Consider the following 15,076-nt stretch of genomic DNA (forward strand, 5'->3'; position numbering starts at 1 on the left):
GAATAATAAGGACTGCTTACTGTCCAACCGTTCGGTTCTGATCTTTATTTAGAGAGAACCATATTTGCTTAATTAAAACAGCCATCCGGATAAGGGGTTAGCATGTTTAGAGGAAAGTGTTTATCCATCGTCTTACTTTTATCAATCACGTCGTCATCATGGGGAGTTCCTTCCGATGCCAGCGCCGGGGTTGAGAATGGGCGTTCAAGCGGGAATTCTTTGTCAACTATTGGTAGCGGTGCTTTCTCTCTGCTTGAGCTTGCTGCTCATGCTACGGTTATTCTGGGATCTGGAAACCATGCCCCGAACAGCCCTTTTGCAAAAGTGCTGTCATACATCCCGCAAAAGGTTTATGACCTCACCTCTACCAACATAATGTCAAACCGTGTTGCCCACAGCGTTTTCATGAGTCAGTTATTAAGGCTGTTGCCTGTAGCAAATGACTATGTCTGTGGCATGATGTCACTGACAACTGAGGATGGCTATTACATTGACAGCGTCCTGGTCAATCAGGGATCAATACAGAACGATTCACAGTTCGAGCACATTGGTGATAACCTTTATGTCCCGAAAAACAGAGGCATTACCAACCTGTTATTAGTCAAGCAAATGAGCGGCTGGACAACGGCTGGAAGCGCCTATATCACAGAAAACCCAATTGACTTGTTCGTCACCGTTTCTGATGGACGACAAACATCGACGATCAATGTTCAGAAAAGCTCATGCACATTGTACAGCTATGGAAAAGCCCAGGCCTCTGTCATCAAGGGCGATGATGTATCTTTCTGCCTGACTAATTCTGGAACTGACTCAAAAGTATCAACAATCACTGCACTGACATCTGCCTATGGCAAGCCTGCCCTTATGCGAATTCCGGGAGAAGCTTGTGAAAGCTATTAACAACCCGGTAATCTGAATTATCGACAATATTATTCAATCAATGCCACCCTCTTAGCCAAACAGGGTGGCCTTTTGCAGTCAGCAGTATTTATACCGAGTAATAGCAACTGTCCGTTGCAATGCCAGACATGGCTATATCCCAGTTATCCACAGGAATCGATTCAACTTTCTGGCACTCATGGGCAAGGCCGATAAGCATTGGCTTTTTTACAGTTCTGGTAAAAGCAAATGTCCGGTCATAGAACCCTCCTCCCATGCCAAGCCTTCTACCGGCTTCATCAAAACCGGTTAAAGGTACAAAGACAACATCAAGCTTTTCCGGAGAAATCAGTCTTGCCGACTGCAAAGAAGGCTCGGGAATTCCAAAACGATTCAAAACCAGAGGCGTGTCGGGCAGGTATTCAATAAACAGCAGGTTGTTACTGTCCCCAATCACCGGCAGATAACATTGCTTACCCGCATTCCAGAGAAAATCACGAAGAGCTTCCGGATTTATCTCGCCATCATTGGCTATATAAATAGCAACATGCTGACTATCCGTAAGCTCAGTCCGCGCACTGAGAATATCACAAAGCATTTCACCAGCGCTGACCTGCTGGTCAGCGCTCAATGCCCGCCGGCGTTGGCGAAGGGTGGTCCTTAACTCAGAACGGGAACAAGACATAAAACGTGTATACCTCGGCGTGTCTGTTTTAATTGTTTGATATGGCAAGAATTTTGGCGGCTAACAAGGTAAACCCCTTAACCAGGGCGACCAGAGGAAAGACAGCGCTATCCGCTCCCAAATTGAGCTGGCCATTGATACTAGCGAAGTCATAGGGGAATTTCCTATGTAAGTCGAAGGGACGCAAAACGGGATACAGTGTGGTATCCAGGTTTCCAGTATTATTTATGTGTTCTGAGTAACATTCAACAACAGTTGCCCATGCACAATGGTCTGCGGCCTCATAAGGTTGAACGGCAGTCCAGTAAAGGATTTCCCGGGCTGTGCGCTTCAACCATGAATGATATGTCTCCTGGTCAAGCCCCATAAATTCCTGCAGTCTTGGCCTGGGCGGCCATTCTTTTTCCCTGGCTGACAGGCCTGACAGATATTCGTTCAGCAGTTGTTCAATAAAATCTTCTGTCGCTTCCACGGCCTGTTGATTTTGATAATGATAATCCGGGGAGTCGCGGCGCAAACGTGATCTTAACAACACGGCTGCCAGCAGGTTTTCGCAGATGGCATTGGCAAAACTTAACCGCTGCATAACCTCTGGAGTATAACCCGACGTTTTTGAGTCTCTGGCAGAGAGACCACTGCTCATGGAACCATAGAACTCAACATCACCCCAATCCCGTAAACCATCCCAACCAAAATCAGGGCGTTCAATGGCATTCATCCAGTTTTCAAATGTTCCGGGTAACGGGAAGGCAAAATATTCGGAGTTACCCAACAATGGGCTAAGGAACACCCAGCGACGTCCGGTATCATGGAATACCGGGATCGTTGACGTGGGCATCACGCCAACGGAGCCATTCAGTACGCCAATGTCGTGAATGGCGTTCAACAAGCCTCGCTCAGGGAGCGCGTATGGGGTGCTGGTTCCATCCGGAGTATGGGCGTATTTACCGTAGTTTTTTGTCGCTTTGAAGTGATAGACCCGAAAGGCTCTTTCACCATTCATCGTGATCATTTGCAAGCGGTCAGTAAAGCCTCGGACACTCCCGGGAAGATCCTTTGCCAATATGATGAGGTACTGACCAAAACGGGGTAGTTCGCTTTTAAAGCGGTTATTGAGTGCCCTGGCGATAAATTGATGCATAATGCCTTCTTGCGCCAGGGTGGCTACGGACTCTCCAAGCCGCTGGAATTTATAGTAATCAACTCTCTTGCCATTGCCTACTGCCAGTGTACGACCACCGACGACTGATCCTTTTCCTTTAAATAGCGACAATGTATGTTGCTGTTGACCAGGATAAAACGGTTGAAATTTTATTTTACTGGCGCGGGCAAATTCAGACTGTAACTGTCGATTGGAAGCTATATCCGCGGGATGAAAGCCCGTTGCATGGGCAGCCACCGTCAATGGGAGTGCTGAAGGATTTGGTCGTTGAAAGTAGAGAGGATTCACCGGTTTTGTCAACGTGCCAGAAACATCCAGTTTCAAGAAAAGGTCCGGATTATTGAGATAAGCCAGCGTTTCATCAATGATTTGTCGGGGCACACAGGTTACCCACTCGGTCATGAGCTGGCGCTTGTTGGCAATAATCCTGCAGGCCAGCACTTGGATAAGTCTTTGCCGGATCGTTGGGTCAGTGCAACACTTCTCCAGATACGCTTTGTTGTTAAAACGGCGCAAAAAGAGTGGAAATCGTTCAATGTAGTCTATTATGAGACCAGCTTTGCCAGGGCGTAATTTTCTAACAACAATATGATGTTCTCCAGCATAAGACGGTTCAGATTCCAGGACTATAGCATCTTGCTTATGCAATATTTCTTCCGGAAAATATTCCGAATATTCGACAGGAAAATACGGATAAACAATATCCATGACGTGGTTTTTAAAATCATCATCCGCATTAACTGTATTGAAGAAAAGAAAAAGGATGCTCGCACGAAAATATTGTATTAGTTCAGGTCTTCTGGTTAATATTTCCAATAATGAATTTTTTCCTGTTTCAATCAATTCCTGCATCAACACATCATCGGAATCTTCAATGGATATAACAAAAAAAGGATTAGCCTTTACCAGTTTTTTTAACAACAAAGCCAGTTTTCCCCTGTCAGACTGGCAATTTTCCATACAACATTTATAGACATCAGACAACGGGTAGATGTGTGAACCGTTGTGGCTTATTCTCAATTCCAACGCTGATAAATTTGTTTTGAGAAGTACTTCTTCAAAAAAATCAGGATCACTGGTCAGCAGCTTATATTTATGATCATCTTCGATAATATGAATGAAATTATTATGCAAATTTTCATCATAGAGTGAAGCTAAAATCGTTTTTTTTGTTATCAACTGATCCGGAAAATCCGATAATCTGCACAGGCCATCGGATAATTGCGCAAAGCAGTATGCTTCGTTTTTCTTTTGGGTCTCCAGTGGCAGATCTTTAACCGGCACTCTTCCTGAACGGATCAGCTCATCATAAAAAGCATCATCCTTAAAGTTGTCCGGCAGAACATTGATGGACTTTATTTTGGCTCCGATATCCAGCCGTTCATACACCGGCACTGCCAGTTTCGCTGGTGTATCATGGGGAATACCATACAGACTTGAGTATTCAGTCAGAAAATCAATATCACCCCTTAACGCTTCAGGCAGGCCGAGGTAGCCACATACGGAGCCTGTTGCCCTGGCATCGACCAGAAATAGCTGTTTTTCCCTTTCCGGTGTTGCGGATAATACCGTCATCAGTTTACCACCTGTCTGCCTTTCGAAAACCTCCCAAAGATAATTTCTTATTATTCCTGACAAAAGGGTTGGTGACCTGGCATAACCTTTAGGCAGTTTTACTTCTGAGTGATCACCAAGAAAATCGATAATATCGATAAAGGCATCGACTTTGAGCCTATCTGTTTTACCATTCAGGAGACCTTGAATCAGTTTGACTTGTTTGTCGTTGAAGATAGCCGTGTTCGTCCCCTGAATAGTTTCAGGTTTTTTAAATTTTGGCTTGCGCTTGGTGGCTGCGCAGGTATCAACATCTAAAGCAATGGCTCTGGAGGAAATTCCGGTCTCTTTTTGTTTTTTTTGCCCTGTTGCAGGATGTGTTGTGGGATGTGGTGTGGGATTGACTCCCAATGACTGACCGCTGACAGGGCTGACGGTTCTCCCGGAGGCATTGCCATTTGCCGGGGCCTTTTCTGTCACAACGAGTTTGACACTGTCAGTAGAGGAATTTTGGCTGTGATTAGCTACTTGATCCATCGTTTCTCTTCCTGTCTTTAATGGGAAATCGACAACTGCTTTGGGTGCAATGTGCAGTTCCACGGAGGACAGTGGGAACGAGGCAGATCCATCTCCCTCTAATGCCAGTATTTCATGAGTGAGGTATCTGTTGAAAAGCCGACATTGTTAAAAAGATCACAGGTGCTGATCGACTCTATGAGATAGTGCAGTCACCACCAGCAACACCTCCACCCCCCCCCCAATCATTGATATCTACTATCTGAAACTTGATTTGTTAACTCTTTATTTCCAGCAACCGATTGAGTTGACGAAGGTTGACTACTACCCACAGAATTCATGAGGATACCTTTAATTTAATTCAATTTAATTTAAATCAATTGAGAAGCATGGAGCTTCATAAAGGTTGACCAATCAGATTAAAAAAAGTTCTTCTCACTTCAATCTTAAAGGAGAGAATACCCTAAATTCAGGGATGCCTTTAGCCCCGCTTTGCCGTTTAACAATATCCAAAGTGATTACAGCGAACAACGTTTACGACATCATGCAATACCAAGACAGCAGAAATTGGCGCAAGCTGTCAGGATATGTCTATACACGCCAGAAATAAAAAACCCTCACAAACAGAGGGTTTATAGAAGACTCTTTAAAATATGTGACCTAAGTATTTTAAGGACACCTGAGAATGGCCATTAACCCGATATCATTGGCTTACAATGACAAATACACTTAATTTGTTATGTATTTTGTAAAATTTTGACATAAAAAATCTCAATACTTAACAGAAAAAGCTCTCCGATAATTATACTTACCTCATAACAATAAGCTATCAAATGACTATGTGGACAACTTGAACGTAATTGAAAATGCTTCAAATCTGACTCAAGCTCCAGCCGTGACATCTGACTGCATGGCCATATACCTTGAAATCCACTGGGTATTGAGAGAAACCAGCTCTCGGAGACATCTATTCTCAAATTCAAGCTTCTTCAACTTTTCTTCAACACCTTTCACACTGGCTCTGTCTTCTTTTGGAGCAATCTGTTCTTGCAAAGGATGGTCAAAGATTCCAAGAGTGACAGTGACCCCATCTTTAGTTGCATTTCTATACCAACTGCGAACCTTGGCAATCTCCACGCCTAACTCGATAGCAACCTGCTCTTCGGTTTTTCCCGACAAGACCTGAGCTACCGCTTTTTCTCTGAATGCTTTTGTTGTGGTTTTCCTAGCCATGAGATCACCTTTATTTATTTAACGCTCGGCTGATCATAATTACAAAATTCCTATTATAGACGGTAGTTAATACCCCGCATCGCCAATCAGTATTTTTCTGTTTCTTAAGAAGGATACTGAGCTTGCCAAAAGTCCAGAAAGCATTTGGAAATCGTCTGCGTGATCTACGACAGGAGCAATGCCTGACCCAGGAAGAGCTTGCTCATCAGGCAGGTTTAAACCGCACCTATATTGGAGATATTGAACGGGGAGAGAAGAACATTACCCTGGGCAGTATGGATAAGCTGGCCAAAGCATTAGGCATAAAACTGAGAGATTTCTTCGATTGGGAGTACTGATAACTGGCCATAGCTAGTCATCTTCTGTCTTCAAGGGGGAAGACACGTCTACCTCCATGTCACCAACCAAGCCCTCAATACTAGAAGAAATTCCTGCAACAAAGGACTCAGGTTCTCAGGCATTTCCCGAGTCTACAACTGAGCCCTTTACATGGCTTTAGCCCTTCTGGCTTGGAGTCCACTTTGCCTATTTGTCGATCTTTTAAGCTCTAGGAGGCACCCATGCCAGAAACTCTTGTTCTTGAAAGGCTGAATGCAGGGATACACCTTCAAATTCTTCATTCCAACCGTATCTCTGACAAATCTTCAAAATTTCCTCAATTTTCTTTGTGTCCGTTTCCACCTCTTTCTCAGGAGCTACTTGCAAAGGATTCATTTGCCAAAGCTTCAATTGATGACCGACCTTTCTGACACTATCTGCAAGGCGGGCTGCAATCCTGAACCCTCCTAAATCAATGTCCCCCCAGTGCATAACTATTGATGGCTTTATAGATTGCAAAATACGGTTGTATGCGGCCAGTAAAGAAGGGGTTGGATTTCCAGCGACATACACTAACAGAAGATCACTCGGCCTAGACCTATCTTCTGCTGCCTCATTGAAGCTTGCCAAATTTTCTATGGTCAGTATACGCCGAATAGAAGCATCAGTATTTTGAAGCCCATATACAGTATCAGGCCTAAAACCAAGATATGGGTAAGCCAGCGGGATTAACATGTCTTGTAACTGAACACTGTTGATAGATGAGCCGCTCAAGAGCATAGGCTGTGGGTGTTTAACCAGCCCAAGTCGTGAGAACACGTCATCCTCTTCTAATTCATTTTGTTCCCCGAGAATGAAAGATATCTGGCGTGATAATGCTTCAATGCGTTTAGTATCATCAAATAGTGTTGCACTTAACCTTCTGAGCAGAACATCCCTTCCTTCTTTGACTAATTGTTGTGCCGCATCAATTACCCGCAAACTGTCGACAAATTGATGTCCTCGCTCAGCAGGTATACCACCTGAAGACTTACCCTTTCTCCATGCTTCAATAATATGGTCAATAGGAGGAAGTCCTTCCTTCACAACATCTTTTAAGTCTTGAATCGCTTTTTCAGCCATCACCCATGGCAGCTCTTCACTGAGGATATCTGCTGCTGACTGAGGATTGATAAGTATGATTCTTTTAAGCTGTCCTCTATCTCCAGCTCCAGAGTCCCATTCCACTTCAACAGCATCAGCATTTAAGTAGGTTTGCAGGCGAGCATGAAACTCTTCTCGATCAGCAAATCGCTCCAGCTGATAGTATTCCTGCATACTCGCCTTCGTCGCAGGTAGGCTGACACAATTTTGCTTCTCCATTGACGGTAAATCACCATCGGCAAAAAAACGATTTGCAGCTTTCTTTATCAAACGCCTAACTGTCTTGTCACATGCGAGCGAACCAATGAATTGCATTATGATGCTACCTGGCTGGCCGGAATCTGTTCTACTGGAGGCTCAAAACCAAGCTGTTGAAATGCATCCTTCATGACTTCTGGATTCTCATTGGGCATGTCACTCACCATCAACTTGTTGCCTGCAGACTTAAATTTTGTACACTCCATCTGCAGATCCAATCCCTCTCTATCCAGATCATAAATGGTCTGTGTTACTGGAGCCAGTTTCGTACGTTCGAGCTCTGGTCCTGCCATGATGAGCTGAAGGCCGATATTCTGAAGAAATCGTGCCGTAGCCATTGCATTTATGGTGTCCATCCCATGGAACGCCTCATCAAGGCAAATAAGTCCCATACCGCCTTGTTTGCCCTTATTGCCATGAAGGCGATATGCCTTCGCAAGGGCAGCACCGGCAGCAACATACATTGGAGCGATATGCTCACCATTGGAACCAGCTCCCTGTCGGCTACTCATTTTATCAACGCGTTTCCCGTCAACCAGGATATCGAGGTCAAAAGTAAAAAATTGCCGGTAGTCCAGAACTCCCCCTGCATTACCCGACTCAGCTGCCGCTTCAACAAGGTTACGAAGTGTCTCATTGATTTCATCAGGGTCTTCGGAGAACAAAGAGAAATTATTTTCATTCTGGGCAATTTGCTGAATGTATCTCACTAACGACTCATATTGAGGCACGACTGAAGATGTGAACTTATATCTCTCCCCTCCAGTAAAAGCAGGGCAAGAATCAAGGATCTTGTTGCGCTCTTTACGCTCTAAATCCATCTCTCTGAACCGATCATGCAAAGACATAGCAATGTCAGAACGGAGTGTTTCTTCAGAAGCTTGCCGAGCTTGCTCTGCTTCCTGTTCATATTGATGAAGTTCTGTATCTGTAAGCTTTCTTTTTTCCTCAGTGCTCCAGAGTAAACGATCATGCCAATCCATAGCGGAAATCTGAACATCAAGGCTCTGCTCTTGAATGTATTTCGACAGCTCAATGGAAGCAGTCTGGGAGGAGTTCTCTAAACGGCCACGGCTGTGCTTTAGCTTATTATCTACCTGACTGATTCGAAGACCATAGCTGTCTTCAGCACGTTCAATTTCATCCTTCAGGGTGTCAGCCAGCTCATTATCAACCAACGGATTTGCCGCTGCGACTTTTTCCTCTTCAGCAATTTCTGGAAGCTTTAGCTCTAGCTTACCCTTGTCTGTCTGATGTTGCTCTATCTGTTGAGCGAAACCTGCTACCAATTGACTGTTCTGCGAATGCTGAATATCTAACTCATCGTAAAGCTCCTGAGCCTGTTGGAGTTGAGATCGATAATCATCAAGATGGGACACATTCAATTCAGATAATTGCTTTTTAGCAGTTGCAATCACTGTCCTCGCGCCAGCCAACTTTTCAGCTACCTCTTGCTCATCATCGGAACTTGTGTGAGGAAGAGCTTTGTCAAGTCTATCAACTGCTGAACGCTGTCTCTCGAGCCTTTCCAGCTTTCCCTTCAGTTCAGCAGAGTATCGTGACAATTGTGATGTATCCTCAACATCTTTACCTATACGAAGATCACTAACGGGAGTGACGTGAATTGATTTGGTTAACCCCCCTTGGCTCAACATTCCATCCCGAGTAATCGCTCTGGCATGAGTTTCAAGTTCAAGCTCGGTTTCAACCAAGCGCATGTTTCCAAATTTCTGCCAGATAAAACGTCGCGCAGTATCGTTGTTGGAGGCAAAAACCCCTAATGCAAACTCTGTACTTTTTTCCTGAGTATCAATATTTCGCAGATGATTAGGCTGAATGATAGCGGCACCACTGACTTTCATACCTTGTCGCTTGGCTTCTCGTAGGAGTCTCACTGCCTCAAGTGTGTTTCCATCAGTAATAACCATTGCATCACGGTCACCACCCAAATAGGATTCCAATGCTGGAGCCCAACTTGAATCGACAATATTGACCAGAGCAGATAGCGGCTGAGCCTGTATTCCTGATTTATTAAGAATCTCTAATAACAAAGTCGCACTATCACTCATGAGTCGGCCAGTTTGACTGGCTGCAGATATACGTCGTCGGATGGATTCTCGTTCTTCAGTCCATTTACTCTGCTTCGTGTGAATTGTATTCAGGCTATTTTGCGACGTTTTCATGATCACAGATAGCTCTGATTCCAGCATAACCAGAGCATCAACCACAGCACTACCTGAGTTCTCAGCCCCTCTGGCATCAACAAGCTTATCAATAGCCGCCATCATTGAGGTTCGCACATCGGAAAAATACTGATCATCCAACAGCTCTCTCAACGCATTAATAATACGATTGGATTTAGTCAATGCTGGTTGCTGGTACGCTGTGATTACCTCTTCATATGAAGCAATCTGACTTTCCAAGTTTACACGGGACTGTTCATTGTGATCAGATTGGATGGAGACATTGAGATTAGTAATTTCTTGGCTTTTGAGATCACGCTTTGCCTTCGCGTCTGATGCCTTTTCCTCCGCTATTTTTTTCTGATCTCGTAACGTATCGATTTTACTTTCCAGTTCATCAATTTGCTCACCTAGCCATTCAACATGGAATACAGCCTGAATAGATTCCAGTGTTGCAATGCGTCTTTCTGCCTGCTGGGCTCGACCAAAGTCTGCAAGAATTCCTTCCAGTTTGGATACTCGGGCTTTCGTTTTTACAATAAGATCCCGCAGCCTGACGAACTGTTCGACCTGTTTTCGAAATATTCCAATATCAACCGGATTTGGCTCAATAACATAGTCGCGGACGAATTGATCAATTGAGTCAACATTCTTCAGTGTCATTGATTTCACAAATGATGACATGAACCGGCGAGCATCGGGCATCCGCTCGCCATTAAGTGCATATAGCAGCTCGTATATATATTCGCTGGACTTATCCGTAAAAATGGCCGATCGACCTACTTTCTTGGCATTTATACGCGCATTCTCCTTAAAATCTGGGAATGCTATCGGGTACTGGTCATTGCCCTCATAGGCAATACAATCAGCAGCCTTTAGCTCCTGACCAGGAAGAATGAACAGTCCTTTAATTTCATGTTCAGCAGTTTCAGCGTCTGCTTCGATACATAATCCTGCTGAAATACTCCCCTTTTCTGTTTCATCTCCAAAGACTAAAACTATATAGGTTCGAGCTTCATCCCTAGCTCGACCAACAATCTCGCTCTCTTTATCTGGGTTACGCAGCATTCCAAGGCAGTAACCTGCCAGAGTACGCCGCTGCTTGCTCGAAACCGACTGTGTGTTAAATCTCACATACTGCTGATTTCCCCCAAGCATAGCAATCTGGATAGCATCAAGCGTTGAGGATTTTCCAGAACCATTTGGCCCTAGAAAAGCAGTAGCACCATCAATCTCAATATCGACTGCTTCATGAAGATAAAACTGAACCAATGAAATGCGTTTGAGCTGTTTCACGATATTGGCTCCTCCTGTTTTTGTGCAGCCACTTCATCAGGTTCATACAATGACTCTGCGTGAGCCTTTAACATAGCAAGCGATTGTTCTTTGATGATGCTTTGAATGCCTGGAAGAATTTCCACAAACCATGAGACTTCGTCGATATTTTCCATTTTTACCAAACGAGCAATTCCCCACCGTTTCATTGCACCTAACAAATCTGTTAGCTCTGACTGGGGTTTCATTGGCAGATCACGCCCAGTTGATTCCTGAAAAGCTGTCTCCAGCTCGGGTAAACTGACTCCCGCCACCCCCATCTTGAGCATGCCTCGATTCATATGGTGGTCGTATAATTTTCTTAGCACCAAGGCCAACAGGGTCTGTGTCAGAGTAATTTTGCTAGTTTCTGTAATGGTTGGTATGGCTGCGACGTAACGTTCATGAGTATTGAGATCAAGCTTACAACCAAATAAATCAAATGCTTCAGCAAAAGCGCCCTCATAAGCGGTAATTAAATCATAATCGGCCCTTTGCCTTGGGTTTGCCTGATAAAGCACTTGCTCCATCATCAAGCGATGAGCAGCCTTCTGAAAATCCCGAACCGTATATAACTCATTTTGCTCTGCAATACGCTTCCAATTAGCTGGCATTTTCTCTACTCTCAATCTGTCGTCGACGAACTCTCACAGCAGGTGCCTCAAGATATTCATTCTCAAAGCGCTCACCTGTAAGCTCAATTTCAATATGTTTATCAAGCTCTCTGTAAAGTTTTGGCCGCACAATACCAGCCCTACTATTTCGAAACATTCGCTCTGCCACCAACCCAAGCCGAGTGAAAGCTGCTAGAATGCAAAGATCATTAACCGACTCTACTTTCATAGCACCACTTTCTAATACCTCACCAGGAACCACATGCCGGTCGATGTACTGAATGATTCGAGCTTCTGATACTTCACGATTGCCTTTCATTATCTGGCGGACCAATCGCCGAGCCTTTGCCTCCGGCGTCAGCTCTCGCTTCTTAATAACAGCCCCTTTACGTTTTCGAGCCTTTATCACAGGCATTCTTAGAGAATCTTCACTCAATAAACGTCCTCTTGGCCACCCAACACTCAATTCCAGATCCTGATCATTGCCCCGTGACTCGGCAGTGCGGAGAATGGCATTGATTACCTGATCGACCTGAACATCAAAATTACCTTGGGAGCGCACCTTATATTCGAGATAGCCCAGCGCCTGATCATTTGCACGGGTTACAGCATCCTTCAGCCGTGTTAATAGTCGATCAACTTCACGAAGCGCCAAAACTCGGTCCACATCGTTATCAAGTAAATGATCAGCCTCTTCATCAGAGCGACACCTTAGGTTCTTTCGATACCAATGCCGTAAGTGGGTTCGACTATCAGGATCTTCAGTTATACGAGATGCAAGATCAACGATATCCCATCGAGAAGCGAGTGGATGGTTGCGAGAAAACAGGTCAGAGTAATCACCGATATACAAGCTGGAAATATAATCCCCAAAGAATTTTTCCAAAAAAAGATTAGTTGATTCTTGGTGACGCAAGTGATCACTGGCTTCCCGTACCCGCATTCGCGTTGTATTCAACATACGCAGAAGCGCAGAACACTCCTTTGCAGCAACTTGAAAAACAGCAGCATTTGCTTTCGGGTCAGCTTGAACCTGCAGCAGGTTATTCCTGATTGATTGAACCCGACCACTGATAAACTCAGGACCTTGTTCTGCAAAATTTTTAAGCAGTTCAAACAAACTTTGAACTGTTGGACGCATGATGACAAATTGAGTAAAACCAATACGATCAATACTCAGCCAACCACTCTCCAAAAAGCTTGATAGAGCACTATGAGCACGAGCATTAAGTGACGACATTTTTTCTACAGGATCAGGATCGTTATTGTCATCCCAACGCAGAAGAAAACGTTCAATAGAGGCCACAACATGCTTCTGAGACCACCCTTCACCCTCCGGCGACTCGGCTTCAGGAGCAAAAAAATCATGATACAAGTGACCCAAGAGAGACCAGTTACGCTTTGCGTGCTCATATACTCCTAGAGGCCGGAAAATATGCTCAGGCACTCGATCAAAAAGATTGTCAGCTCCCCCACTCATAGATCACCAGATTTGCATAGACTCGAAATTAACATTGATGCTAAATTAACACCAATGTTAATTTCATTTCAATAGGAAATCATGTCAGAAGACACTCGCACACTACAGCAGTTTAAATTTATTGAATTGTTGCTGGCATACGAAGGTCAGATCACTAATCAACAGATCAGAGAGAAGTTTGGCATTTCCAGTGTACAAGCTTCGAGGATTCTGGCGTCTTACCGAGAAGCATACCCACGCAATACACAGAAGCAGAAGGGACAGGGTCGAGGAAGGTATGTTCCAACCGCTCGTTTTACCCCTGAGGTTACTAATCTAAGTGTTGAGAGTTATTTCAAGTCAGCGGGAACGGAGTTTGATAATGTTCTCATTGAAGACATCCGCCAAGATTTCACGATTATTCCTCCTCCAATCTTTCGTGAGATACGTAAAGCTGTAAGCACTCAGTCAGCAGTAAAGATTCTCTATCGTTCAATGAGCCATCCAGGTGGTGCTGAACGCATAATCCACCCACATTCCTTTGTATTTGCAGGCAGGCGCTGGCATGTGAGGGCATTTGATGAAAAGTCAGAAGAGTACCGTGATTTCAATCTGGCTCGAATTTGGAAGGCAGAATCAACATCCAGTGACGCATCACCTTCTATTGATATCGAATGGGAAGAAAAAGTTCAACTTGAGCTACGCCCACATCCACTTTTGACACCTGAACAAGTACAACTGATTCGGGATGAACTATTCAAAGGAGCCACTGGCAGACGTGTTACTACTCGTCGTGCACTAGTTCGATATGTACTAAGAGAGCTAGAGGCTGCAGAAGATCCAGAGACACAGATACCCCCTGAATATCAAGTGTATCTTTATCGAACTGAGTAGCTAAAAGATTAATTTATGCCTACTCAACTTTTGCTTTTCAATATCAACATGTTTATACCTGCGTGCGGACTACTATGGGATGGGGCTAGCATAAGTAAACCATACATATTCTGAGAAGGCAGGGAAATTGTCTCACACAGGCAATCAGGCTGACCAAAAAATTTATGGCTTCTACCGAGGTTCAAAATGTCACAAGAAGAAGTATCCGAAGATCTTGATGAACTGTCTCCGGAAGAGTTAAAGAGGCGGATAAAGGATATTGAAGATCCTATACGGTACGTCATTTATTCTCAGATCATGCAGGGGGAAGAGAGTGCAACAGAAACAATATTCATGAAGCATTCCTTTCTGTAGCGGAAGTAGACGATGATTTGCCACCTGTTTTTACCGTCGTCTTTCGGCTTACTCGCGGAACTACCTTTTCGTAGGCTTTGGCTAAATACTCATCAGCAAAACGGTCTTGTTCAAACATGATCGTCACCTGCAGCGGTTTTCGGGAGGGCTGGCGGCTCTTGCTCATTACACTTCGTCCCTACGCCGTTCGGAACAGGGTGCGGAGTTACCTGAAGTGGGGCTCCATGAAAACCTCCTTTGTAAGCACCTTTTAAACGGACGCGCTCAATATGAGTGGAGAAGTGTAGATGCAGTTTTGCTCTATTGTTGGTGGTGCTATTACTCGGCCCTGTGGTGTTCCCTGCGTCGGGTAGACAAGCTCTCCGGACTGAAGAATACCTGCCTTCAGCCATTTATCGATCAGTTTTCTTACTACACCATCGGCCACTCGTCTGTCTAGAAACTGTCTTAGATGTCCGTGGTCAATCGTATCGAAATACTTTTGTATATCCACGTCCAACACCCAGCAGG

The 15,076-nt window shown here is 44.5% G+C and carries 11 protein-coding genes and 1 pseudogene; 3 read left to right on the forward strand and 9 right to left on the reverse strand.

What is annotated here, in order from left to right; translation table 11 throughout:
• Positions 1–102: 102 nt before the first annotated feature.
• Entirely contained in the window at positions 103–900 is a 798-nt protein-coding gene (locus KDK13_RS13330; RefSeq protein ID WP_257285463.1) for a hypothetical protein, read from the forward strand.
• An 88-nt stretch (positions 901–988) separates the two neighbouring features.
• Here the strand turns inward: KDK13_RS13330 and KDK13_RS13335 are convergent, their stop codons facing one another.
• From KDK13_RS13335 to KDK13_RS13345, 3 genes are all read right to left on the reverse strand, one after another.
• Positions 989–1,564, reverse strand: coding sequence for a 5-formyltetrahydrofolate cyclo-ligase (locus tag KDK13_RS13335; RefSeq protein WP_257285464.1), 576 nt, complete (start codon positions 1,562–1,564; stop codon positions 989–991).
• 28 nt (positions 1,565–1,592) lie between these two features.
• The gene (locus tag KDK13_RS13340) at positions 1,593–4,817 is read right to left on the reverse strand and encodes a hypothetical protein (RefSeq protein WP_257285465.1); all 3,225 of its coding nucleotides are present in this window, start codon (positions 4,815–4,817) and stop codon (positions 1,593–1,595) included.
• Between the two features lie 861 nt (positions 4,818–5,678).
• Positions 5,679–6,029 carry a hypothetical protein gene (locus KDK13_RS13345; protein ID WP_257285466.1) on the reverse strand — a complete coding sequence of 117 codons (351 nt, stop codon included), beginning with the start codon at positions 6,027–6,029 and terminating at the stop codon, positions 5,679–5,681.
• Positions 6,030–6,151: 122 nt separating this feature from the next.
• Between KDK13_RS13345 and KDK13_RS13350 the strand changes: the two genes are divergently transcribed.
• Entirely contained in the window at positions 6,152–6,367 is a 216-nt protein-coding gene (locus tag KDK13_RS13350) for a helix-turn-helix domain-containing protein (RefSeq protein WP_257285467.1), read from the forward strand.
• Between the two features lie 202 nt (positions 6,368–6,569).
• Here the strand turns inward: KDK13_RS13350 and KDK13_RS13355 are convergent, their stop codons facing one another.
• From KDK13_RS13355 to KDK13_RS13370, 4 genes are read right to left on the reverse strand one after another with little or no spacing between them, the layout of a single operon-like run.
• Positions 6,570–7,805, reverse strand: coding sequence for a DUF2220 domain-containing protein (locus tag KDK13_RS13355; RefSeq protein WP_257285468.1), 1,236 nt, complete (start codon positions 7,803–7,805; stop codon positions 6,570–6,572).
• Complete coding sequence (locus KDK13_RS13360) at positions 7,805–11,227, reverse strand: SbcC/MukB-like Walker B domain-containing protein (RefSeq protein WP_257285469.1); 3,423 nt, start codon at positions 11,225–11,227, stop codon at positions 7,805–7,807. Before KDK13_RS13360 ends, KDK13_RS13355 begins: the two co-directional genes overlap by 1 nt.
• Complete coding sequence (locus KDK13_RS13365; protein WP_257285470.1) at positions 11,224–11,859, reverse strand: DUF4194 domain-containing protein; 636 nt, start codon at positions 11,857–11,859, stop codon at positions 11,224–11,226. Before KDK13_RS13365 ends, KDK13_RS13360 begins: the two co-directional genes overlap by 4 nt.
• Positions 11,849–13,339 carry a Wadjet anti-phage system protein JetA family protein gene (locus KDK13_RS13370; RefSeq protein ID WP_257285471.1) on the reverse strand — a complete coding sequence of 497 codons (1,491 nt, stop codon included), beginning with the start codon at positions 13,337–13,339 and terminating at the stop codon, positions 11,849–11,851. Before KDK13_RS13370 ends, KDK13_RS13365 begins: the two co-directional genes overlap by 11 nt.
• Before the next feature lie 81 nt (positions 13,340–13,420).
• Between KDK13_RS13370 and KDK13_RS13375 the strand changes: the two genes are divergently transcribed.
• Positions 13,421–14,212: a WYL domain-containing protein gene (locus KDK13_RS13375; RefSeq protein ID WP_257285472.1), complete on the forward strand. Its 792-nt coding sequence runs from the start codon at positions 13,421–13,423 to the stop codon at positions 14,210–14,212.
• A gap of 331 nt (positions 14,213–14,543) precedes the next feature.
• On the opposite strand, the gene KDK13_RS13380 is transcribed toward KDK13_RS13375, so the two are convergent.
• Together KDK13_RS13380 and KDK13_RS13385 are read right to left on the reverse strand one after the other, a co-directional pair.
• On the reverse strand, positions 14,544–14,732 hold the full coding sequence (locus KDK13_RS13380; RefSeq protein WP_257285473.1) for a hypothetical protein: 189 nt from the start codon (positions 14,730–14,732) through the stop codon (positions 14,544–14,546).
• A gap of 84 nt (positions 14,733–14,816) precedes the next feature.
• A pseudogene (locus KDK13_RS13385) lies at positions 14,817–15,076 on the reverse strand (reverse transcriptase domain-containing protein); the annotation flags it as partial.

It is taken from the genome of Endozoicomonas sp. SESOKO1, from assembly GCF_024606265.1.
GTDB lineage: Bacteria > Pseudomonadota > Gammaproteobacteria > Pseudomonadales > Endozoicomonadaceae > Endozoicomonas.